The sequence below is a fragment of the Streptomyces sp. NPDC059564 genome (assembly GCF_042735575.1).
GTDB lineage: Bacteria > Actinomycetota > Actinomycetes > Streptomycetales > Streptomycetaceae > Streptomyces.
Genome location: NZ_JBHWBP010000001.1, coordinates 129,280 through 151,459, shown reverse-complemented (window position 1 = coordinate 151,459; position 22,180 = coordinate 129,280). Strand labels below are relative to the sequence as shown.

General features: G+C 71.9%; 20 protein-coding genes. 14 read left to right on the top strand and 6 right to left on the bottom strand.

Going from position 1 to position 22,180, the window contains the following annotated elements; translation table 11 throughout:
* Positions 1-79 precede the first annotated feature (79 nt).
* A complete protein-coding gene (locus ACFV0Q_RS00615) occupies positions 80-1,669 on the top strand; it encodes a PP2C family protein-serine/threonine phosphatase (RefSeq protein WP_384998195.1) in 1,590 nt (529 codons plus the stop codon).
* A 143-nt stretch (positions 1,670-1,812) separates the two neighbouring features.
* Positions 1,813-3,279: an aminopeptidase P family protein gene (locus tag ACFV0Q_RS00610; protein ID WP_384998192.1), complete on the top strand. Its 1,467-nt coding sequence runs from the start codon at positions 1,813-1,815 to the stop codon at positions 3,277-3,279.
* An 85-nt stretch (positions 3,280-3,364) separates the two neighbouring features.
* Here ACFV0Q_RS00610 and ACFV0Q_RS00605 read toward each other — a convergent pair whose 3' ends face one another.
* On the bottom strand, positions 3,365-3,826 hold the full coding sequence (locus tag ACFV0Q_RS00605) for an ATP-binding protein (protein ID WP_384998189.1): 462 nt from the start codon (positions 3,824-3,826) through the stop codon (positions 3,365-3,367).
* A gap of 280 nt (positions 3,827-4,106) precedes the next feature.
* Between ACFV0Q_RS00605 and ACFV0Q_RS00600 the strand changes: the two genes are divergently transcribed.
* The 9 genes from ACFV0Q_RS00600 to ACFV0Q_RS00560 all read left to right on the top strand — a co-directional run bounded on the left by ACFV0Q_RS00600 (position 4,107) and on the right by ACFV0Q_RS00560 (position 14,009).
* Positions 4,107-4,916, top strand: a complete 810-nt coding sequence (locus ACFV0Q_RS00600) for a hypothetical protein (protein ID WP_384998186.1) — start codon at positions 4,107-4,109, stop codon at positions 4,914-4,916.
* Between the two features lie 109 nt (positions 4,917-5,025).
* Positions 5,026-5,760 carry a YcnI family protein gene (locus ACFV0Q_RS00595; protein WP_384998183.1) on the top strand — a complete coding sequence of 245 codons (735 nt, stop codon included), beginning with the start codon at positions 5,026-5,028 and terminating at the stop codon, positions 5,758-5,760.
* 118 nt (positions 5,761-5,878) lie between these two features.
* Positions 5,879-6,532 (top strand): SCO family protein, encoded by a 654-nt coding sequence (locus tag ACFV0Q_RS00590; protein WP_384998179.1) that lies wholly within the window; start codon positions 5,879-5,881, stop codon positions 6,530-6,532.
* Positions 6,529-7,026 (top strand): copper chaperone PCu(A)C, encoded by a 498-nt coding sequence (locus ACFV0Q_RS00585; RefSeq protein ID WP_384998176.1) that lies wholly within the window; start codon positions 6,529-6,531, stop codon positions 7,024-7,026. Before ACFV0Q_RS00590 ends, ACFV0Q_RS00585 begins: the two co-directional genes overlap by 4 nt.
* 22 nt (positions 7,027-7,048) lie before the next feature.
* Entirely contained in the window at positions 7,049-9,115 is a 2,067-nt protein-coding gene (locus tag ACFV0Q_RS00580) for a copper resistance protein CopC (protein WP_384998173.1), read from the top strand.
* 5 nt (positions 9,116-9,120) lie between these two features.
* On the top strand, positions 9,121-10,407 hold the full coding sequence (gene efeB / locus ACFV0Q_RS00575) for an iron uptake transporter deferrochelatase/peroxidase subunit (protein ID WP_384998170.1): 1,287 nt from the start codon (positions 9,121-9,123) through the stop codon (positions 10,405-10,407).
* Between the two features lie 42 nt (positions 10,408-10,449).
* Entirely contained in the window at positions 10,450-11,385 is a 936-nt protein-coding gene (pheA, locus tag ACFV0Q_RS00570; RefSeq protein WP_384998167.1) for a prephenate dehydratase, read from the top strand.
* Between the two features lie 537 nt (positions 11,386-11,922).
* Positions 11,923-13,200, top strand: coding sequence for a serine--tRNA ligase (gene serS, locus ACFV0Q_RS00565; RefSeq protein WP_384998164.1), 1,278 nt, complete (start codon positions 11,923-11,925; stop codon positions 13,198-13,200).
* Positions 13,197-14,009, top strand: coding sequence for an HAD family hydrolase (locus tag ACFV0Q_RS00560; RefSeq protein ID WP_384998161.1), 813 nt, complete (start codon positions 13,197-13,199; stop codon positions 14,007-14,009). Before serS ends, ACFV0Q_RS00560 begins: the two co-directional genes overlap by 4 nt.
* A 135-nt stretch (positions 14,010-14,144) precedes the next feature.
* On the opposite strand, the gene ACFV0Q_RS00555 is transcribed toward ACFV0Q_RS00560, so the two are convergent.
* The 5 genes from ACFV0Q_RS00555 to ACFV0Q_RS00535 form a co-directional block, all read right to left on the bottom strand.
* Positions 14,145-14,783 carry a rhomboid-like protein gene (locus tag ACFV0Q_RS00555; RefSeq protein WP_384998158.1) on the bottom strand — a complete coding sequence of 213 codons (639 nt, stop codon included), beginning with the start codon at positions 14,781-14,783 and terminating at the stop codon, positions 14,145-14,147.
* Between the two features lie 82 nt (positions 14,784-14,865).
* On the bottom strand, positions 14,866-15,585 hold the full coding sequence (locus ACFV0Q_RS00550; protein ID WP_384998155.1) for an ABC transporter permease: 720 nt from the start codon (positions 15,583-15,585) through the stop codon (positions 14,866-14,868).
* Positions 15,586-15,599: 14 nt separating this feature from the next.
* Positions 15,600-16,511, bottom strand: a complete 912-nt coding sequence (locus ACFV0Q_RS00545) for an ABC transporter ATP-binding protein (protein ID WP_384998152.1) — start codon at positions 16,509-16,511, stop codon at positions 15,600-15,602.
* Entirely contained in the window at positions 16,508-17,395 is an 888-nt protein-coding gene (locus tag ACFV0Q_RS00540; RefSeq protein WP_384998149.1) for an ABC transporter permease subunit, read from the bottom strand. The genes ACFV0Q_RS00545 and ACFV0Q_RS00540 overlap by 4 nt, the downstream gene beginning before the upstream one ends.
* Entirely contained in the window at positions 17,385-18,368 is a 984-nt protein-coding gene (locus tag ACFV0Q_RS00535; protein ID WP_384998146.1) for an ABC transporter ATP-binding protein, read from the bottom strand. The genes ACFV0Q_RS00540 and ACFV0Q_RS00535 overlap by 11 nt, the downstream gene beginning before the upstream one ends.
* A 235-nt stretch (positions 18,369-18,603) precedes the next feature.
* Here ACFV0Q_RS00535 and ACFV0Q_RS00530 point away from each other — a divergent pair, with 235 nt between their 5' ends.
* From ACFV0Q_RS00530 to ACFV0Q_RS00520, 3 genes are read left to right on the top strand one after another with little or no spacing between them, the layout of a single operon-like run.
* Positions 18,604-19,473: a M24 family metallopeptidase gene (locus ACFV0Q_RS00530; protein ID WP_384998278.1), complete on the top strand. Its 870-nt coding sequence runs from the start codon at positions 18,604-18,606 to the stop codon at positions 19,471-19,473.
* 5 nt (positions 19,474-19,478) lie between these two features.
* Positions 19,479-21,260, top strand: coding sequence for an SDR family oxidoreductase (locus ACFV0Q_RS00525; protein WP_384998275.1), 1,782 nt, complete (start codon positions 19,479-19,481; stop codon positions 21,258-21,260).
* Positions 21,257-22,174, top strand: coding sequence for a metal-dependent hydrolase (locus ACFV0Q_RS00520; protein ID WP_384998143.1), 918 nt, complete (start codon positions 21,257-21,259; stop codon positions 22,172-22,174). The genes ACFV0Q_RS00525 and ACFV0Q_RS00520 overlap by 4 nt, the downstream gene beginning before the upstream one ends.
* The last annotated feature ends 6 nt before the right edge of the window (positions 22,175-22,180 follow it).

Below are 22,180 nucleotides of genomic sequence, written 5' to 3'. Positions count from 1 at the left end.
CCGCTTTTTCCGGCCAAGTTTTAGCCCCGGCTGGACAGTGAGTTGCCGTCCCACGGACACCAGGATTCCCGCTGGTGCAATGCTGGACATCGCTCCTCGTGTGCGTGTAGATGTGGATCCATTGATGGCGGCGCAGCACGATCTGGGGGTTTGCGATGCTATATGGCGAATCGCACCAGGTGGAAAGGCGGACGCCATGAGCGCCCCGCATCTGCCGAAAGTGGCTGGAATCGATCCAGCAGTTACAGCGTCCGCGCACACTGCGGCGCCCACGCCCGCTTCCACCTCACCTTCCCCGCCCGGCTCCGCCGTCCCTCGAACCGCCCCCGCCCAGGCCGTACCGCCTGCCGCGAGCAGCGTCATCCAGGACCGGCTGGCCGGCATGGTCTCCGACCTCACCACCCTCCACGAGCTCACCGAGCGCCTCGCCCGGGCCACCGACCTCGCCTCCTCCCTCCAGGAATTCCTGCGCGCCGGAGCCGCCCTCGTCGGCGCGCGCCGCGGACTGGTCGTCCTGGAACCCTCCGACGGCCTCGGCCCCAGCACCACGATCGGCCTCGGCCTGGGCCGCGCGGACCTCGGCCACATCGAGACGGTGCCGCGCAGCGCCACCTCCTACGGCCGCATCCTCGACGGACTCCCCGACGCCCACGGCGGCTCCGAGATGCTGCCCGAACCGGATGCGGCGTCCAGGCCGCCCGGCGGTGGCGGGGGTTACGAGCCCCCCGTCGACCCCCGCCACCGCGAGGTCGCGGCCCGGCTCGGCTACGCCGCCAGCTACGCGCTGCCGCTGACCGCGGACGCCACCGGCCGGCTCGGCGCCGCCGTCTGGCTCTACGACGAACACGCCGAGCCGAACGACCGCCAGCGCGACCTCGTCGGGCTCTACGTCCGGCACGCCGCCGAGCACCTGGCCCGGATGCTGGAGGTGGACCGCTCCCGCACCCGGCTGGCCACCGTCGCCGAGGAGCTCCTGCCCAGCCGGCTGCCCCGGATCTCCGGGGTCCAGCTCGCCGCCCGGCACCACACCGGCCCGCGCGGCGGCGGCGACTGGTACGACGCCCTGCCCCTGCCCGAGGGCGCCATGGGCCTGGCCGTCGGATCCGTCACCGGCTCCGGGCCGAGCGCCGTCGCCGCGATGGGCCGGCTGCGGGCCTCGCTGCGCGCGTACGCCGTCATGGAGGGCGAGGATCCCGTCGCGGTCCTCTCCGACCTGGAGCTGCTGCTGCGCCTGACCGAGCCCGCGCGCTCGGCCACCGCGCTCTTCGCGTACTGCGAGCCCGCCGCCCGCAAGATCATCCTCGCCGGGGCCGGACACACCCCGCCGCTGCTCATCGGCGAGCGCCGCACCGAGTACGTCGAGACCTCCCTCTCCGCGCCGCTCGGGATGCTGGCGTGCTGGGAAGCGCCGAGCGTGGAGATCGAGCCCGCACCCGGAGAAACGGTGCTGCTCTACACGGACGGCCTGCTGCGGCGCACCGGCGACCCCATGGACCGGGCCTACGCCCGGCTGCACGCGGCGGCCGCGGGGGTTCCCCGTAGCGCCCGGGACGACCCGGCGGCCATCTGCGACCACATCCTGCGCACCGTCCTCCCCGGGGAGGACCCCGATGCCGCGGCGGCCGACCCCGCCGAGGACATCGTCCTGCTCGCGGCCCGGTTCGACTGACGGGATCCGCGCGGCCCGGTCGAGGCTCGCCGCCCGGTATGACTGATAAGTCACAGCCATCTCCGGGCGCCGCTCCTCCGCACATACGATGAATGAGGTCCACACACCCGGACCCTGCGTGTCGATGCGGCTGAGGAGAAGACGTGGCTGACGAGCTCACCCCGGAGACCCCGGAAGAAGAGCAGCCCCAGAAGAAGCACAAGCAGCGCAAGAACGGGCTGTACCCGGGCGTCAGTGAAGAGCTCGCCGAGAACATGCGGACGGGCTGGGCCGACACCGAGCTGCACGGCCTGGAGCCCATCGCCCAGGCCGGGTACACCGCCGAGCGCCGCGCCGCGCTGTCCGCGCGCTTCCCGGGCGAGCGCCTGGTGATCCCGGCCGGCCGGCTGAAGGTCCGCTCGAACGACACCGAGTACCCCTTCCGCGCGTCGACCGAGTACGCGTACCTCACCGGCGACCAGACCGAGAACGGCGTGCTGGTGCTGGAGCCCGCGGGCCCGGCCGGTCACACCGCCACGATCTACCTGCTGCCGCGCTCCGACCGGGAGAACGGCGAGTTCTGGCTGTCCGGCCAGGGCGAGCTGTGGGTCGGCCGCCGCCACTCCCTCGCCGAGGCCGAGCAGCTCCTGGGCGTCCCCGCGCGCGACGTGCGCGAGCTCGCCGAGGCCCTCACCGAGGCCGAGGGCCCGGTGCGCGCCGTGCGCGGCCACGACGCCGTCATCGAGAAGGCGCTGACCGACAAGGTCACCGCCGAGCGCGACGAGGAACTGCGCGTCTACCTCTCCGAGGCTCGCGCCGTGAAGGACGCCTTCGAGATCGGCGAGCTGCAGAAGGCCGTCGACTCCACCGTCCGCGGCTTCGAGGACGTCGTGAAGGTCCTCGACAAGGCCGAGGCCACCTCGGAGCGCTACATCGAGGGCACCTTCTTCCTGCGCGCCCGCGTCGAGGGCAACGACATCGGCTACGGCTCCATCTGCGCCGCCGGCCCGCACGCCTGCACCCTGCACTGGGTCCGCAACGACGGCGACGTCCGCTCCGGCGAGCTGCTGCTGCTCGACGCCGGTGTGGAGACCCACTCCCTCTACACCGCCGACGTCACGCGCACGCTGCCCATCAACGGCACGTACACCGACATCCAGCGCAAGATCTACGACGCGGTCTACGAGTCCCAGGAAGCCGGCATCGCCGCGGTGAAGCCGGGCGCGAAGTTCCGCGACTTCCACGACGCCTCCCAGCGCGTCCTCGCCGAGAAGCTCGTCGAGTGGGGCCTGCTGGAGGGCCCGGTCGAGCGCGTCCTGGAGCTGGGCCTGCAGCGCCGCTGGACCCTGCACGGCACGGGCCACATGCTCGGCATGGACGTCCACGACTGCGCCGCCGCGCGCACCGAGGCGTACGTCGACGGCACGCTGACGCCGGGCGTGTGCCTGACGGTCGAGCCCGGTCTGTACTTCCAGGCCGACGACCTGACCGTGCCCCAGGAGTACCGGGGCATCGGCGTCCGGATCGAGGACGACATCCTCGTCACGGAGGACGGCAACCGGAACCTGTCGGCCGGGCTGCCGCGGCGGTCGGACGAGGTCGAGGCCTGGATGGCGCGCCTCAAGGGCTGACGCGGTCCGTGGGTGACGGTGGGCGGGAACCGGGCCGGTTCCCGCCCACCGGCGTACCCACCGCCGTACCCGCCGGCTACGCGGCCTACGACACCTTCAGCAGTGCGCCGTCACGCCACTTCAGCATCTTGTCGAAGCTCACCACGGCGCCCCGGCCCGGCCGGTTGCGGAAGCGGACGTGGTCGGCGAGCTCGGCGATCAGGTCCAGGCCCCGGCCGTGCTCGGCGAGCGAGGGTCTGCGGCGGGACACCGTCGCGGGCGGGAAACCGGGCCCCGAATCGGTCACCTCGATGCGGCAGCGGTCCCCGTCCAGATAGGCCGTGACGTGGTACGCCTCGGTCCCGTCCGGAACGCCGCTGGTGGCGGAGCCTTCGCCGAGGCCGCCGTGCTCCACCGCGTTGGCGCAGGCCTCGGTCAGGGCGACCGACAGGTCGAAGGAGATGTCCGGGTCCACCCCCGCGGTCTCCATCGTCCCCAGCAGCAGTCGCCGTGCGAGCGGCACGCTCGCGGCTTCGCGCCTCAAGTGGAGAGACCACCAGATGCTCATACGGATACCTATTGCCGCCCACGGACGCCCGTAAGCGCCCGGGCGCCGGGACAGCCCTCATTCGGCCGATGCGGCGCTCCCGGGCGACCGTGTATGCCCGGCGGGACCGATGCGGGCCGGTACGGGCAGATTCCGACCACGCGCGGTGCCGGTCCCTGACCACGCGCGGTGCCGGTCCTGACCACGCGCTGCCCCCGCGCTGACGGTGGGGCGGAACCCGAGGGTCCCTCCAGCACCTGCCGTATGCAGGGCCCAGGCCCAGTGCGATGATGGCCCGGCCATGACTGCCACCCACACGACACGCGCCGGAGCGGGTCTCCGGATGACCCGGGCCGCGGTGTTCACCGCGGTCTGCGTCGTGCTGTCCGCGGCCGGCCACGCGGTGGCCTCCTGCGCGACGGTGCCGTGGTGGGCGCTGGCCCTGGCCTTCGTCGGCGTCTTCGCGGTCGTGGCCCCCCTCGCGGGACGCCGTCGCGCGCTGCCCGGCATCGCCGCCGGACTCACCGTCGGCCAGCTCGGACTGCACGCGCTGTTCGGCCTCGGCCAGCACAGCGCCGCCGCCCAGATGCCGGCGGACGGCACCGACGCCTCGCTCGCGGCGCTCGCCGCCCGGCTGGTCTGCGGGGGCAACTCCGTACCGCTCAGCCCGGCCGACGCCCGGCAGATCCTGGAGACCGCGGGACTGGACCCGGCCGCCATGGCCGGTCAGGCCGCGGCGCAGGCCCACATGACCCACGCCCACATGGCCGGTGCCACCGGGGAGCCCGCCATCGGGCTGTTCAGCCCGGCCATGCTGCTCGGCCACCTGCTGGCCGCGCTCGCGGCCGGCTGGCTGCTGGGCCGCGGCGACGCCGCGCTGTTCCGGCTGATCGAGCTGTCCCGGCTCTCCCGCGAGGCCGACCCCGTACGTCCGCTGCGCGCCGCGCTGGCCTTCGTACGCGCCCTCGCGGCCGGGCTCCCGGGCGCGCCGTCCCGCGGCCCCCGGGTCCGCCGGACCTCCCCGGCGCCCGCCGCCGCGACCGGCCGGGACGCACTCCTGCACACGGTGACCAGGCGCGGGCCGCCCACGGCGCTCGCCCTCGCAGCCTGACGCGGCACCCCCACTCCCCGGACATCCGGCGGGAGCACCGGTGCCGCGACCTCCGCGCGCGCCCGCGTGCGGAGCCGATGTCACCCTGCCTACCTGGAGTGTTTCCGCCGTGAAGACCTCTCGCGTCTCCCTCGCCGCCGCCCTCGCCGCCGGCGCCGTCCTCGTCCTGTCCGGTCCCGCCTTCGCGCACGTCAGCGTGCAGCCCGCGGGCGAGGCGACCAAGGGCGGGTACGCGGTCATCAACTTCAAGGTGCCCAACGAGCGCGACAACGCCTCCACCACGCAGCTGGAGGTCAACTTCCCGATCGACCAGCCGCTCACGTCCGTCATGCCCCAGGACATCCCCGGCTGGACCGTGAACATCGAGAAGAGCAAGCTCGACAAGCCGCTCACCGTGCACGGCAAGCAGATCAACGAGGCCGTCACCAAGGTGACCTGGACCGGCGGCAAGATCGAGCCCGGCAAGTTCCAGCAGTTCCCGGTCTCCGTCGGCAAGCTCCCCGACAACGCGGACCAGATGGTCTTCAAGGCCATCCAGACGTACGACAACAACGAGGTCGTGCGCTGGATCGAGGAGACCAAGCCGGGCGCCGCCGAGCCGCAGACCCCCGCGCCCGTGCTGAAGCTGACCGCCGCCAAGGCGGCCGACGACCACCACGACGACGCCGGCGCCAAGCCCGCGTCCGACGCCAAGAGCGCCGACGGCGACAAGAAGGACGCGCACGACGAGGCCACCGCCAAGAGCGGCTCCGACACGACCGCGCGCACGCTCGGCATCGTCGGCATCGTGGTCGGCCTCGGCGGTCTCGCGTTCGGCATCGCCTCGCGCCGCCGCACCTCCTGACACACCGCCTGCCGGCAGCGCCTTCCGGCGCCGCCTCCTGGAACGACGGGCGCCCGCCGTACGGGCGCCGTCGTTTCCCGAACGTCCGCACCATCCCCGATCCCAGGGACACCTCTTCATGCGCACCACACGTGTGACGGTCGCCGCCCTCGCGGTGGCGACCGCGCTCGCCCTCACCGCCTGCGGCAGTGAGACGGCCAAGAACACCGATTCGGTCACGCAGATCTCCGGCCAGAACAAGACCGGAGCCGCGACCGTCCTCGACCGCCCCTTCGACAAGCCGGAGCTGGTCCTCACGGACACCACCGGCAAGCCGTGGAACCTGCGCGAGCAGACCAAGGGCCGGCCGACCCTCATCTACTTCGGCTACACGAACTGCCCCGACGTGTGCCCCCTGACGATGAGCAACATCGCCGTCGCCAAGAAGGCGCTCCCCAAGGAGGAGCAGGACAAGCTCCGGGTCGTCTTCGTCACCACGGACCCCGAACGGGACACCCCCGACTCCCTCGGCGCGTGGCTCAGGGCCCAGGATCCGTCCTTCACCGGACTGACCGGGGACTTCGCCACCATCCAGGCCGCGGCACGCTCACTCGGCATCGGTATCGAGGCCCCCAAGAAGGAGGCCGACGGCAGCGTCGTCTCCATGCACGGGGCCCAGGTCATCGCGTTCTCGCCCAAGACCGACGAGGGCTACGTCCTCTACGGCGAGGGCACCACCGTCGATGACTACACCAAGGACCTGCCGAAGATCGTCAAGGGAGAGAACCCGTGAACGCCCGCACCACCCGCACCCTCGCCGCCGCCCTCTCCCTGACGGCAGCCCTCGCCATATCCGGCTGTTCCTCGTCCGACGACGGCTCCTCCGATTCCGCCGGGGAATCGGCCAAGCCGAAGATGAGCGTCAGCGGGGGCTACATGCCCGAACCGGTCAACGACAAGATGGCCGGCGCTTTCATGGTCATCAAGAACGACTCGAAGACCGCCGACAAACTCACCGCCGTCACGAGCCCGCTCTCGGACGATCTGCAGATCCACGAGACCAAGGATCAGAAGATGCAGCAGGTCCAGGCCATGGACGTGCCCGCGAACGGTGAGCTGAAGCTGGAGCGCGGCGGCAGCCACATCATGCTCATGGGGCTCAAGAGCAAGCCGAACGTCGGTGACAAGATCACCGTCGAACTGCGTTTCGAGAAGGCCGACCCGGTCAAGGTCGAGCTGGACGTCAAGGAACGGACGTACACCGCGCAGAACTCCAATGCCCACTGACGGACCGAGGAACTGACACGCCATGACGGCCACCGCCCCCGCTCCTTCCCCGGCCCGCGCCGCCCGCGCCACGGCATACCTGCCGCGGCTGGTGCTGGTCCTCGCAGCCCTGCTGGCAACCCTGTTCGCCGCGGCCGCCCCGGCCACGGCACACGCCGCACTCACCGCGAGCGACCCCAAGGACGGGGCGGTGGTCGCCACGGCACCCGCCCAGGTCACCCTCTCCTTCTCGGAGCAGGTCGCCATGGGTGACGACTCCATCCGCGTCATGGACCCGGCGGGCAAGCGGGTCGACACCGGCGAACTGCGGGACATGTGCAGCGGATCGACCATCCGCTACGGCACCGCCCTGCACTCCGGCCTGCCGAACGGCACCTACACCGTCGCCTGGCAGGCCGTCTCGGCCGACAGCCACCCGGTATCCGGCGCCTTCACCTTCTCCGTCGGCGCCCCCTCGGCCACCAGCGTCACCCTTCCCGACCGGCAGGCGGGCGGCGGGCCCGTGGGCATCGCGTACGGCATCGCCCGCTACGCCGCCTACGCCGGGTTCACCGTCCTCGTCGGCGGGGCCGCCTTCATCCTGCTGTGCTGGCGCCGGGGCGCGGCCGAGCGCTCGCTGCAGAAGCTGGTGCTGCGCGGCTGGGTCACCCTCACCGCCGCCACCCTGGCGATGCTGGTGCTCCGCACCCCCTACACCGGCTCGGGGAAGTTCGCCGACGCCTTCGACCTCGACGGACTCGGCGCCGTCCTGGACACCAAGACCGGCGCCTCCTTCGTCTCCCGGCTGCTGCTCCTCGGCGCGGCCGCCCTGTTCATCGCCGTGCTCTTCGGCGCCTACGCACGGCGCCAGAAGGCCTCCGTCGCGGATGCGGGCTCCCCCTCGGCGGACGACGCCGAGACCGGTGCCGAGGCCGGTGCCGAGGCCACCAGCGAGGCCCTCGACGAGCAGAAGAAGGAGACGAGCGACCTCGCCTTCGGGCTCGCCGTCGGCGGCACGGTCGTGGCCGGCGGCATCGCCGCCACCTGGGCCCTCGCCGAGCACGCCTCCACCGGCATCCAGCCCGGCATCGCGATGCCGGTCGACATCCTGCACCTGCTGGCCGTCGCCGCCTGGCTCGGCGGCCTGGTCGCCCTGCTGGTCGCCCTCCACAAGGTGCCGGACCTCGAACGGGAGGCCGTCCAGCGCTTCTCCAAGGTCGCCTTCATCAGCGTCCTGGTCCTCGCCGCCACCGGCATCTACCAGTCGTGGCGCCAGCTCGGCAGCTGGTCGGCCCTCACCGGCACCAGCTACGGACAACTGCTGCTCATCAAGGTCGCGCTGGTCGCCGTCCTCGTCGCCATCGCCTACCTCTCGCGGAAGTGGACCGGCCGGCTCGGCGAGATCAGCCTCGGCAAGAACGCGGGCGAGGACGCCGAGGTGCCCTCCGAAGAGCACGCCGCGGTACGGGCGGGCGCCGATGTTTCACGTGAAACACCGGCCGGAAGCGCCACCGGCATCGCCGACGCGGACGCCGACCCCAAGCGGGCCGCTCAGCTGGCCCGCCAGCGCGCCGCGCGGGACAAGGCCAAGGAGAAGCAGGTCCGCGACGCCGACCCGGGCCGGGCGGGCCTGCGCCGCTCGGTGCTCGCCGAAGCCGGTGTGGCCGTCGTCCTGCTGGCCGTGACCACCGTCCTGACCAGCACCGAGCCCGGCCGCGCCGCCGAACAGGAGACGGGCCGCAGCTCCGCGAGCACGGCCGTGCCCAACCGGGCCGTCAAGATCACCCTGCCGTTCGACACCGGCGGCCAGAACGGCAAGGGCACCGTCCGCCTGGAGCTCGACCCGGGCCGGGTCGGCGCCAACACCCTCCACCTGTGGGCCGACGGAGCCGACGGCAAGCCGCTGGACCTCCCCGAGATCAAGGTCGCCTTCACCCTCCCGGCCAAGGAGATCGGCCCGCTGCCGGTCGCCCCGGACCGCGACGCTCCCGGACACTGGAGCGCGTCCGGGGTCCAGCTGCCGCTCGCGGGCGAATGGCGCATCGACGTGACCGTACGCACCTCCGACATCGACCAGACGACCGTCCAGAAGAACGTGAAGATCGGCTGAACAGCGTGACCGACAGCACCGGGAGCAACCCCGACATCGAGATCAGCCGGCGCCGGCTGCTGGGCACGGTCGGCGCCGCGGGCGCCGCCGGGCTCGCCCTCGGCGCCGCCGGCGGCGCCCTGGTGCACTCGGCGGTCTCCGACTCCCCGACCGGCGGCGCCCCCGGCGCCCCCGCGTCCCTCGCCTCCCTCGGTACCACCCGGGTGGCCTTCGAGGGGGACCACCAGGCCGGGATCACCACCCCGCTCCAGGCCAAGGGCCACGTCCTCGCCTTCGACCTGGCCCCGGGCGCCGGGCGCAAGGAGGCCGCCGCGCTGCTGCGCCGCTGGTCCGACACCGCGCGGCGGCTCATGGCGGGCGAGACCGCGCCGGCCGGCGACAGCGGGATCGCCCTCGACGCGGGGCCGTCCTCCCTGACGCTGACCTTCGGCTTCGGGCACTCCTTCTTCGAGCGGACCGGCCTGACCGCCCGCCGCCCGGCCGCCCTCGACCCGCTGCCGGACTTCTCCTCCGACCGGCTCGACGGCCAGCGCAGCAACGGCGACCTGTGGGTCCAGATCGGCGCCGACGACGGGCTCGTCGCCTTCCACGCGCTGCGCGCCGTACAGAAGGACGCCGGGGACGCCGCCCGCGTGCGCTGGCAGATGAACGGCTTCAACCGGTCCCCGGGCGCCACCGGGAAGCCGATGACCGCGCGGAACCTGATGGGCCAGGTCGACGGCACCGGGAACCCGAAGCCCGCCGATCCCGACTTCGACAAGCGGATCTTCGTACAGGGCGCCGGGCCCGGGCCCGCGGAGCACTCCTGGATGGCCGGAGGCTCGTACGCGGTCGTCCGCCGGATCCGGATGCTGCTCGACGACTGGGACAAGCGGTCCCTCGCCGATCAGGAGCAGGTCATCGGCCGGACCAAGTCCACCGGAGCCCCCCTGACCGGCGGCACCGAGACCACGAAGCCGGCCCTGGACAAGTTCGGCGCCGACGGCAAGCCCGTCATCGCCTCCAACGCCCACGCCCGGATCTCCGCGCCCGAGCAGAACGGCGGCGCGGCGATGCTCCGGCGGCCGTTCTCGTACCACGACGGGATCGCCCCCGACGGCACGCCCGACGCCGGACTGCTCTTCATCTGCTGGCAGGCCGACCCGCTGCGCGGGTTCGTACCGGTCCAGCGCAAGCTCGACCGGGGCGACGCGCTGTCGGAGTTCATCCGGCACGAGTCGAGCGGCCTGTACGCCGTTCCACCCGGTCCGCGTGCCGGGGAGTACGTCGGGCAGCGCCTGCTCGAAGGGTGAACGGCCCCGCGGGGGCGGGCTGCCCGGCATTAGGCTGATCGCATGTCGGCCACCCGCTTCACCTATCTCGGTCCCGAGGGCACTTTCACCGAAGCCGCCCTGCGCACTCTGCCGGAAGCGGCCACCCGGGAGCTCGTCCCGATGGTGTCCGTCCCGGCCGCCCTGGACGCCGTACGGAGCGGCGAGGCCGCGGCCGCGCTGGTGCCGATCGAGAACTCGGTGGAGGGCGGGGTCACCGCCACCCTCGACGAGCTGGCCTCCGGCGAGCCGCTGATGATCTACCGCGAGGTGCTGCTCCCGATCGCGTTCGCGCTGCTGGTGCGGCCCGGCACCAAGCTGTCGGACATCAAGACCGTCACCGGGCACCCCGTGGCCCAGCCGCAGGTGCGCAACTGGCTGCGGGCGAACCTGCCCGACGCCCTCTGGGAGTCGGCCGCCTCGAACGCCGACGGCGCCCGGCTGGTCCAGGAGGGCCGCTTCGACGCCGCCTTCGCGGGCGAGTTCGCCGCCGCCACGTACGGGCTGGAGGCACTGGTCACCGAGATCCACGACGCGCAGAACGCCGAGACCCGCTTCGTGCTCGTCGGCCGGCCCGCCCGGCCGGCGGCTCCGACCGGCGCCGACAAGACCTCGGTCGTCCTGTGGCTCGGCGACGACCACCCCGGTGCGCTGCTGGAGCTCCTGCAGGAATTCGCCGTCCGCGGGGTGAACCTGATGCTGATCCAGTCCCGGCCGACCGGCGAGGGCATCGGCAACTACTGCTTCGCCGTCGACGCCGAGGGCCACATCTCCGACCGCCGGGTCAGCGAGGCGCTGATGGGTCTGAAGCGGACCTGCCCGCAGGTGCGCTTCCTCGGCTCCTACCCGCGGGCCGGTGTCGCTCTGAGTGAGGTGCGCGCGGCGCGGCCGGGAACCTCCGACAGCGACTTCACCGAGGCCTCGGACTGGCTGACGCGCTGCATCGACGGCCGCGCGTAGGTCTTCGTCCACTGTCCACAGAGTTATCCACAGGCCGAGATGGGGACCTGGGGACAAGTCGACAGAGCGGCACGACAAGGTCGACAAATCGGTCGGGTGGCCCAGGTTTCGCGCTGGGGAGCGGTAGGTGAACGACGTCACCCCCGCATCACCGATCAACTCTTTGGAGCGAGCCATTCCCACCCGAATGAGTGTGTGAGGGCGGTTTGAACCCTGATCGGGCCCGACCGCTCAGGGTTCCCTATTGATCTAATTCCGTGTCCACAGATGCGGCACACAGCCTGTGGATAAGACCGGTCCGGGGGGAATTCCTGTGGACAAGGGAGGCCCTGCGGCGCTGCTCAGGCCCGGCCCGCCGACCGGCGTTGTGCCGGGTTGTGCCCCTTTTCGGGGAATGGGACCGCTTTTATCGACCGCCCCCGAGGAGCCGGATCCGGCCGTCGGCGAAGGGATTTCCATTCGCGGCAATTGGGACATAGCGACACGCAGCGTGATATCGGTGTGATCCCAGGAACCCCAGCCCGGTAGCCTGGAGGGGTGATTGACCTTCGGCTGCTCCGTGAAGACCCTGACCGTGTCCGCGCCTCGCAGCGCGCCCGTGGAGAGGACGTCGGCCTCGTCGACGCACTGCTCTCCGCCGACGAGCGCCGCAGGTCCTCCGGCATGCGCTTCGACGAGCTGCGGGGCGAGCAGAAGTCGCTCGGCAAGCTCATCCCCAAGGCCTCTCCGGAGGAGCGGGCGGAGCTGCTGAAGAAGGCCGAGCAGCTGAAGCAGGACGTCAAGGCGGCCGAGAGCGAGCAGAACGAGGCCGACGAGGCCGCGAAGCAGCTCCTCCTCCGGCTGGGCAACATCGTCCACAGCGACGTCCCGGTCGGCGGCGAGGAGGACTTCACCGTCCTGGAGACCCACGGCACGATCCGCGACTTCGGCGCCGAGGGCTTCGAGCCCAAGGACCACCTGGAGCTCGGCGAGTCCCTGGGCGCCATCGACGTCGAGCGCGGCGCCAAGGTGTCGGGCTCGCGCTTCTACTACCTCACCGGTGTCGGCGCCCTGCTCGAGCTCGCGCTCGTCAACGCCGCCATCGCGCAGGCCACCGAGGCCGGCTTCGTCCCGATGCTCACCCCCGCGCTGGTCCGCCCGCGCGCCATGGAGGGCACCGGCTTCCTCGGCCAGGCCGCGGAGAACGTGTACCACCTGGAGGGCGACGACCTCTACCTGGTCGGCACCTCCGAGGTCCCGCTGGCCGCGTACCACATGGACGAGATCATCGACGCGGACAAGCTGCCGCTGCGCTACGCCGGCTTCTCGCCGTGCTTCCGCCGCGAGGCCGGTACGTACGGCAAGGACACCCGCGGCATCTTCCGCGTCCACCAGTTCGACAAGGTCGAGATGTTCTCGTACGTCGCGCCGGAGGAGGCCGAGGCCGAGCACCAGCGGCTCCTGGACTGGGAGAAGCAGTGGCTGACCAGCCTGGAGCTGCCGTTCCAGGTCATCGACGTCGCCACCGGCGACCTGGGCTCCTCGGCCTCGCGCAAGTTCGACTGCGAGGCCTGGATCCCGACCCAGGGCAAGTACCGCGAGCTGACCTCCGCCTCGAACTGTGACAGCTTCCAGGCCCGCCGCCTGTCGGTCCGCTACCGCGACGGCAAGAAGACCGCTCCCCTGTCCACGCTGAACGGCACCCTGTGCGCCGTCCCGCGCACCATCGTCGCCATCCTGGAGAACCACCAGCAGGCCGACGGCACGGTGCGGGTGCCCCCGGTGCTCCGTCCGTACCTGGGCGGCCGCGAGGTGCTGGAGCCGATCGCCAAGTGAGCCCGGCCCCCTTCCCGTACAAGCTCGTCGCGACGGACCTCGACGGCACGCTGCTGCGTGACGACGACACCGTCTCGGAGCGCACCCGCGAAGCGCTCGCCGCGGCCACCGCGGCGGGCGCGGCGCACATCGTCGTCACCGGCCGGGCCGTGCCCTGGACCCGGCACGTGCTGGACGACCTCGGCTACAAGGGGATCGCCGTCTGCGGGCAGGGCGCGCAGGTCTACGACGCGGGGGCGCACCGGCTGCTGACCTCGGTGACGCTGGACCGGCAGCTGGCCGGCCTGGCGCTGTCGAAGATGGAGGCCGAGGTGGGCCCGCTGGCCCTGGCGGCCAGCCGGGACGGGGTGGACGGCGAGGTGCTGTTCGGCCCCGGTTACCAGGTGCAGGAGGGGCTGCCGGCGCTCTACCTGGAGGACACGGCGGCCCTCTGGACGGCCCCGCTGAACAAGCTGTACATCCAGCACCCGGGGATGGGCGAGGACGAGCTCGTCAGGGTGGCCCGGGCGACGGTCGGCAGCCTGGTCGACATCGTGATGGCCGGTCCGGGCATCGTGGAGATCCTGCCGCTGGGCCTGAGCAAGGCCACGGGCCTCTCGCTCGCCGCCCGCCGGCTGGGCGTGAAGGCCGCCGAGACGATCGCCTTCGGCGACATGCCCAACGACATCCCGATGTTCGGCTGGGCCGCGCACGGCGTCGCGATGGCCAACGCCCACGCCGAGCTGAAGGCCGTGGCCGACGAGGTGACCACCTCCAACCAGGAGGATGGCATCGCGGTGGTGCTGGAGCGCCTGCTGGGCGCCGCGTAGCCAGGCACAGACAGACGGACGGAGGTCCGGGACGGCCCGCGCCGCGAGGCGCGCTCGAAGCGGCCGTCCCGGACCTCTTTGTTTCTCCCCGCACCGCTCACTCTGCCGGGGGCGCAGGCCCCGTACCAGCGAATTTCAGCGGGCGGGACGGGGATCCGGGTGCAGGGTCAGCGGCCAGGCGAGCAGTCCGACGGCGAGCGCGATGGCGTGGCCGAGGTCGGTGAACGTGCCGCCGGTGATGAGCGGCATCCCGAAGAACGTGACGGCTCCGGCCAGGTAGAGCCATCTCCAGGGGCCGGGGAGCCGGTAGGTCAGGACCCCGACGGAGGCCGCGAGGCCGTAGCTGACGCCGATGTCGACGACGTGGGTCATGCTGTGCGGCGCTCGGTTGTCCTGGATGGCCATCAGGAGGACCTTCTGGCTGGCGAGGGTGGCGACGATGTGGGCGGTCGCGACGATGACGAGCCAGCGCAGGGTGCCGAGCCAGCGCTCGACGGGAGCGTGGAAGAACTCGAAGAGCACGGCGTACAGGGCGAGCGAGGCCGGGTCCTCGATCCAGAAGGCGCTGCCGAGCAGGGCCCGTATGGGGTATTTGACGAGCTCGTGGATGTTGCTGCTGTTGCGGTGGAGCAGGACGTGCTCGACGCGGTCGGGCGCGATCACGACGACGATGCTGGTGACGGCGATGATGAGCAGCCAGATGTGGGTTCCGGGCGAGGTACGTATCCAGGACCACAGGGGCCTGGACGGCTCCGGCTCGGTGTGCTCGATCATGCACCGATGATGCCGTGCGCGGCCGTGCCCCGCCTGGCCGGTGGGCCGGGCGGGGCACGGGATCGGGGCCGGTGCGGCGGGCCTACTCCTCGCCGGCGAGGGTCAGGCGGCGCAGCTTCTGGCCGGCGTACGCGGTGGCGCCGACGGTGACCACGAGCAGCAGGACCACCGCGGTGGGCAGGCCGACGGTGGCGTCCACGTACCCCTGTCCGGCGACCTTCTCGGCCAGGGCCAGGGACCACTGCTGGACGCTGAGGGTCTTGGCGCCGGAGACCAGGCTGCCGAAGAGGGACTCCCAGATCAGGGCGTAGACCAGGCCGAAGACGACCGCGTGCCGGCTGACGGTGCCCAGCAGCAGGAAGAGCGCGCTGTAGGCGATCGAGGCGACGAGCGCGGCGACGGTGTAGGCGACGGCGATCTGCTGGCCGTTGCCGTTGAGGATGAACCCGGCGATCAGGGTCGGGATGGCCGAGAAGGCCATCGTGACGGAGATCGCCACGATCAGCTTGGTCAGGATGATCGTCGGGCGCTTCACCGGCTTGGAGAGCAGGTAGACGATCGAGCCGTCGTCGATCTCGGGGCCGATGGCTCCGGTGCCGGCGATGACGCCGATCAGCGGGACCATCGTGGCGAGGGCGAAGCCGCCGAGCAGATCGGCCGCCACCTTGTCGTCCACCCCGGTGAAGGCGCGGACGGCGACGGCGATGACGATCAGCAGGGCGGGCAGCGCGAAGAGGATCAGCGCGCGGCGGCGGCCGAGGAGGGCCCGGTAGGTGAGCCGGGCGACGGTGGGGTTGTACATGGGTGCCAGCTCCTTCAGGCCGCGACGAGGTAGGAGAAGACCGACTCGAGGGACTCGTCGGAGGGCGAGACCGTCAGCAGCCGGATGCCGTGCGCGCGGGCGACCCGCGGCAGCAGCTCGGTGAAGCGTCCGAAGTCGACGGCCTGGATGCGCAGGGCGCCTTCCTTGACGTCGACCTCGATGCCGGCCGTGGACGGGTCGGCGATCAGGGCCGCGGCGAGGGCCCGGTCGTCGGTGGAGCGGATCAGGTAGCGGTGCGGGCGGTCCGTCATCAGGCGGCGGATCTTGCGGAAGTCGCCGGAGGCCGCGTGCCGGCCGGCGACGACCACCTCGATGTGCGAGGCGAGCTGCTCGACCTCCTCCAGGATGTGGGAGGAGAACAGCACGGTGCGGCCCTCGTCGCCCATCCGCCGCAGCAGGTCCATGAGCTGCATGCGCTGGCGCGGGTCCATGCCGTTGAACGGCTCGTCGAGGAGCAGTACGGACGGGTCGTGGACGAGCGCGGAGGCCATCTTCACGCGCTGGCGCATGCCCTTGGAGTACGTGGAGATCTTGCGGTCCTGCGCGTACTCCATCTCGACGGTGGCGAGCGCCCGCTGGGCGGCCGCGTCGTCGAGCCCGTGGAGTTCGGCGTTGGCGACGACGAACTCCCGGCCGGTGAGGAAGTCGTACATCGCCTCGCGCTCGGGGACGACGCCGATCTGCTTGTAGACCTGCTCGTTGCGCCAGATCGGCGCGCCGTCGAGGGTGACGGTGCCCGTGGAGGGGGCGAGGAAGCCGCCCATCATGTTGATGAGGGTGGACTTCCCGGCGCCGTTCGGGCCGAGCAGTCCGGTGACTCCGGGGCCGATGCGCATGGTCACGTCGTTGACGGCGACGACGTTCCCGAACCAGCGGGAGGTGTGGTCGATGTCGATGAGGGTCACAGCCCGGCCTTCCGGTAGCGGGCCATCAGGGCGGCGTAGGAGCCGGCGATGAGGCCGAGGGCGACGAGCAGGTAGACGACGCCGACGCCGGCGGAGGGGCCCTCGCCGCCGGGGAAGGCGGAGGTCGCGCCGAGGAAGGCGGTCTGGACGCCGTCGATCAGGGTGATGGGGGAGAACAGGCCCATCCACTCGATGGCCGCGGTGTGCCCGGTGTTGTAGGCGACGCCCTGCACCGCCGTGACGGCGCCGTAGGGGATGAGGAGCAGGCCGATGACGGCGGCGACGCCGAACCCGCGGCGCGGGGTGAGCGCGGCCATCACCAGGCCGAGGCCCGCGAAGAGCAGCGACAGCAGCAGTACCGACACCAGTCCCTGCCCGAATCCCTTGGTCTGGTCACCGAAGTCGAACTTCGCCAGCAGCGAGCCGATCCACATGATCAGCAGCGGGGTGGCGGTGAGGATGAAGAGGGCCGAGGCCATGGCCGCGTACTTGGCCAGGACGTAGTCGACGCGCTCGATGGGCCGCGAGAAGTACAGCGGGACGGTCTTGAAGCGCAGGTCCCGGGAGACCGACTGGGGTGCCTGGGACGCGAGGTAGAGGCCGATGATCACCTGGGTGGTCAGGGCGTACGTCGTGTACTTGATCGGCAGGTCGGTGGAGCCGGGGACGGCGATGGCCACGGCGACGATGATCAGCGCGGGGACGCACATCACCGCGAAGAGGATCATCGGCAGCACCTTGGACTTGGCGGAACGGCCGAGTCCGTACGCGCCCCGGAGGGACTGCGAGAAGAGCGAGGTGCGGGCGTAGGCGCGGCCGAGGCGGGGGCCGTCGTAGGACCGGTAACCGATGTTGTGGATCTGGGTCGAGGTGTCAGGCGCCATCGGAACCGGCTCCCTTCCGGACGAGCTGCTGCTGGTCGTTGTCGCGGAAGACCTCCGCGATGTGGTGGCGGCGCTGCTCCATGCGGACCAGGCCGATCCCGAGGTCGGCGACGGTGTCGCGGACCGTGTCGTACGTGTCCTCGCCGGTGGCCTCGATCAGGAGGATGTGGCCGGCTCCGGGCAGGCCCTGCTCCTCGCCCGCGTGCAGGCTGATGCCGGCCGCGGTGAGGGCCCGGCGCAGGGCGGCGGTGCCGTCCGGGTGCGCGTCGGAGTCGGTGACCTCGATCGCCAGGGTGGTGGTGGTCTGGGTGAAGTCGCTGGTGGAGCTGGAGCGCAGCAGCTTGCCGCCGTCGACGACGACCACGTGGTCGCAGGTCCGCTCCAGCTCTCCGAGCAGGTGGGAGGTGACCAGGACCGAGATGCCGAAGTCGGTGTGGATGCGGCGGATCAGGCCGAGCATCTCGTCCCGGCCGACGGGGTCGAGGCCGTTGGTCGGCTCGTCGAGGAGGACCAGCTGCGGGTCGTGGACGAGCGCCTGGGCCAGCTTGACGCGCTGCTTCATGCCGGTGGAGTAGCCGCCGATGGGGCGGTAGCGCTCCTCGTACAGCCCGACGTGGCGCAGGGTGTCGGCGGTCCGCTCGCGGGCGGCGGTCGGCGGCAGCCCGGACATGCGCGCCATGTGGACGACGAACTCCGTGGCGGAGACGTCGGGCGGCAGGCAGTCGTGCTCGGGCATGTAGCCGACGCGCTCACGGATGGCACCGCCGTGCGTGGCGACGTCGAGTCCGAGCACGGCGGCGCGGCCCTCGGTGGCGGGGGACAGTCCGAGCAGGATTTTGATCAGCGTGGACTTGCCGGCTCCGTTGGCGCCCACGAGGCCGGTCACTCCGGGCCCGATGTCCAGGGAGAGCCGGTCGAGGGCGGTCACTCGGGGGTACCGCTTGCTCAGGCTTTCGGTCGCGATGACAGTCACGCGTTCGACGTTAGTGCCGCGTGGGGCGCGGGTCGTCAGACCTGGAGCGGGATCGCTTATCAGCCTTGAGGACTACGGACCCTGACGGAAGGCTGATACGGCCCGGCGTGAACGCGACAAGTTTGTCCACAGGTGCGTGCACGGGCCTTGACGTGATCTCCAGTCATTGTCACATTCATCAGTGGCAGGTTACGGGCGCGTACGGCTACAGGGACGGACGGCGGGCATGGCTGGCATGGCTGGGCACAGCAAGCAACGCACCGCGCACGACCGTGGGCGGCTCTCCGCCGAGCTGCGCGGCTTCCGGGAGGTCCAGCACCTCGCCTACGCATGCGCCGAGACGGTGGCGGCGCAGCTCAGGCCCGGCGTGACCGAGCGCGAGGCGGCGCGGATGCAGCGCGACTGGCTGCGCGAGCGCGGGGTGCGGGACTGGTTCCACCTGCCGTTCGCCTGGTTCGGCGACCGCACCGCCTTCACCAACTTCAAGATCCCCCTGCAGTTCTTCCCGACCGGGCGGCGGCTGGAGCCGGGCATGCCGTTCATCCTCGACATGGCCCCCGTCCACCGGGGGTACGCGGCCGACATCGGCTACTCCGGCAGCCTCGGCCTCCACCCGGTGCAGGACCGGCTGATGTCCGACCTGCGCCCGCACCGCGACCTGATCCTGGAGCAGGTACGCGAACGCCGCTCGCTGCGGGAGATCTACGAGAACGTCGAGCGGCTGATGACCCGCCAGGGGTACGCCAACCGGCACCGGGCCTACCCCTTCGGCGTGATCGCGCACAAGATAGACCGGGTCGAGGAGCGGCGCTGGTCCCCAACCGCGTTCGGGTTCGGCACCCGGTCCCTCAAGGGCCTGGCCGCGGACGCCCTGCACGGGCACCGCGAGGGCTGGTCCCCGCTGTGGAGTCCGTACCACTTCTCCGACCATCCGCCGCAGCCCGGACTGTGGGCCGTGGAGCCGCACCTGGGATTCCGGGGCACCGGCGCGAAGTTCGAGGAGATCCTGGTGGTCACCGATTCCCGGGACCCCGTGGAGAGCGCGTTCTGGCTGGACGACGACCTGCCGCACGTGCGGCGCTGGGCTGAGGAGAAGGCGGCATGAGCGGGATGAGCGGTACGGCGGGTACGGCACTGGCGGGCGCGCGCGAGCGCTGGGTGAGCACGGGCGGCATCGAGCTGTGCGTCGCCGAGCTCGGTGAGACGGACCGGCCGACCGTGGTGCTGGTCCACGGCTACCCGGACAGCAAGGAGGTCTGGTCCGAGGTCGCCGAGCGCCTCGCGGACCGCTTCCATGTGGTCCTGTACGACGTACGCGGCCACGGGCGCTCCTCCGCGCCCCGGCCGCTGCGCGGGGGCTTCACCCTGGAGAAGCTGACCGACGACTTCCTCGCCGTGGCGGACGCGGTCAGTCCGGACCGCCCGGTGCACCTGGTGGGCCACGACTGGGGCTCCGTACAGGGCTGGGAGTTCGCGACGGTCGCCCGGACCGAGGGCCGGATCGCCTCCTTCACCTCCATGTCCGGCCCCTCCCTGGACCACTTCGGGCACTGGATCAACCAGCGGATGAAGCGGCCCACCCCGCGTCGGGCCGCGCAGCTGCTGAACCAGGGCGCGAAGTCCTGGTACGTCTACATGCTGCACACGCCGGCGCTGCCGGAGCTCGCCTGGCGCGGGCCGCTCGGCAAGCGGTGGCCGAAGATGATCCAGCGGGCGGAGAAGCTCCCCGACAGCTCCTACCCGACCGCCTCGCTCCCCGAGGACGCGGCGCACGGAGCCTGGCTGTACCGGGACAACGTCCGGCCCCGCATGCGCAGGCCCCGCACCGACGCGTACGCGCACGTACCGGTGCAGCTGATCGTCCCGACCGGGGACGGGTTCCTCTCCGAGCGGCTCTACGACGACACGGAGCGGTGGGCCCCGGACCTGGTGCGCCGGACCCTGCCCGCGAAGCACTGGATCCCGCGGACCCGCCCGGACCAGGTGGCGGCGTGGATCGGCGAGTTCGTGACCGCGCGGGAGGAGCCCGGGGTGCGGGCGCCCGAGCTGAAGGCCCCGGGCCGGTACGCCGACCGGTTCGGCGGGCAGCTGGTGCTGGTCACCGGCGCCGCCAGCGGCATCGGGCGGGCCACCGCCTTCGCGTTCGCCGAGGCCGGGGCCCGGATCGTGGCCGTGGACCGGGACGCCGAGGGAGCGGCGCGCACCGCCGAGATGGCCCGGCTGGTCGGCGCCGCCGAGGCCTGGGGCGAGTGCGTCGACGTCAGCGACGAGCCGGCGATGGAGAAGCTCGCGGCGAAGGTCGCCGCCGAGTACGGGATCGTCGACGTCCTGGTGAACAACGCCGGCATCGGGCTGTCGGGCCCCTTCCTGGAGACCACCTCCGAGGACTGGAAGAAGGTCCTCGACGTCAACCTGTGGGGCGTCATCCACGGCTGCCGGATCTTCGGGAAGCAGATGGCCGAGCGCGGCCAGGGCGGCCACATCGTCAACACCGCCTCCGCCGCCGCCTACCTGCCCTCCAAGACCCTGCCCGCCTACAGCACCTCCAAGGCCGCTGTGCTGATGCTGAGCGAGTGCCTGCGCGCCGAGCTGGCCGCCAAGTCGATCGGCGTCTCGGCGATCTGCCCCGGCATCGTCAACACCAACATCACCGCCACCTCCCGGTTCGCCGGGGTGGACGCGGCCGAGGAGAAGCGCCGTCAGGAGCGCTCCTCGCGGCTGTACGGGCTGCGCAACTTCCCGCCGGAGAAGGTCGCCGACGCGATCCTGACGGCCGTGGTGAAGAACCAGGCCGTGGTGCCCGTGACCCCCGAGTCCAAGGGCGCCCTGTGGATGTCCCGCTTCGCCCCGGGCACGCTGCGGCGGTTCGCGAAGCTGGAGCCCCGGCTGTGAGCGCGGTGGACGGCGCGGGCCCGTATCCGATCGCCCCGCGCCGGGTGGCCTTCGACTGGAAGGCCACGCCGCTGCACTGGATACCCGACGAGCCCACCGCCACCCACGTGATCAACGTCCTGCACCTGCTGCTGCCCGCCGGGGAGCGGTGGTTCGTGAAGGTGTTCAAGGAAGGGCTGCCCCTGGTCACCGATCCGGGGCTGCTGAAGGACGTCAAGGGGTTCATGGGCCAGGAGGCCACGCACAGCGTGCAGCACTCCTACGTCCTGGACCACCTGGCGGAGCAGCGGCTGCCGACCGCCGCCTACACGCGGCACGTGGACTTCCTCTTCGAGAAGCTGCTGGGGGAGAGCCCGCCGTTCGGGGCGCCGGTCGGCGCACAGGAGTGGCTGCGCTTCCGGCTCGCGCTGATCGCCGCGATCGAGCAGTTCACGGCGGTCCTCGGGGACTGGGTGCTGCGCGCGGAGGGCCTCGACCGGGCCGGCGCGGACGAGGTCATGCTCGATCTGCTGCGCTGGCACGGCGCGGAGGAGGTGGAGCACCGCTCGGTCGCCTTCGACATGTACGAGCACTGCGGGGGCTCCGGCCCGCTGCGCTACGCGCGCCGCGTGGAGGGCATGCTGGTGGTGGCCCCGGTGCTGGCCTGGCTGTGGGTGTGGGGGGCCTCGTACCTGATGCGCCACGACCCCGAACTGGCCCGGCGGCAGCGCTATTCGCTGCGCGGGCACAACCGGGCCGTGGCCCGGGGGCTGCTGCCGGCGTGGAGAGAGCTGGGCGCGGCCATACCCCGCTACCTGCGACGGTCGTACCATCCCTCGCAGGAGGGCTCGCTGCGCAGGGCGGTCGAGTACCTGGCGGCGTCACCTGCCGCCCGGGCCGCGGCGGGCGCCGTCGGCCGAGCCGCCATGTCGTAGGGAGCC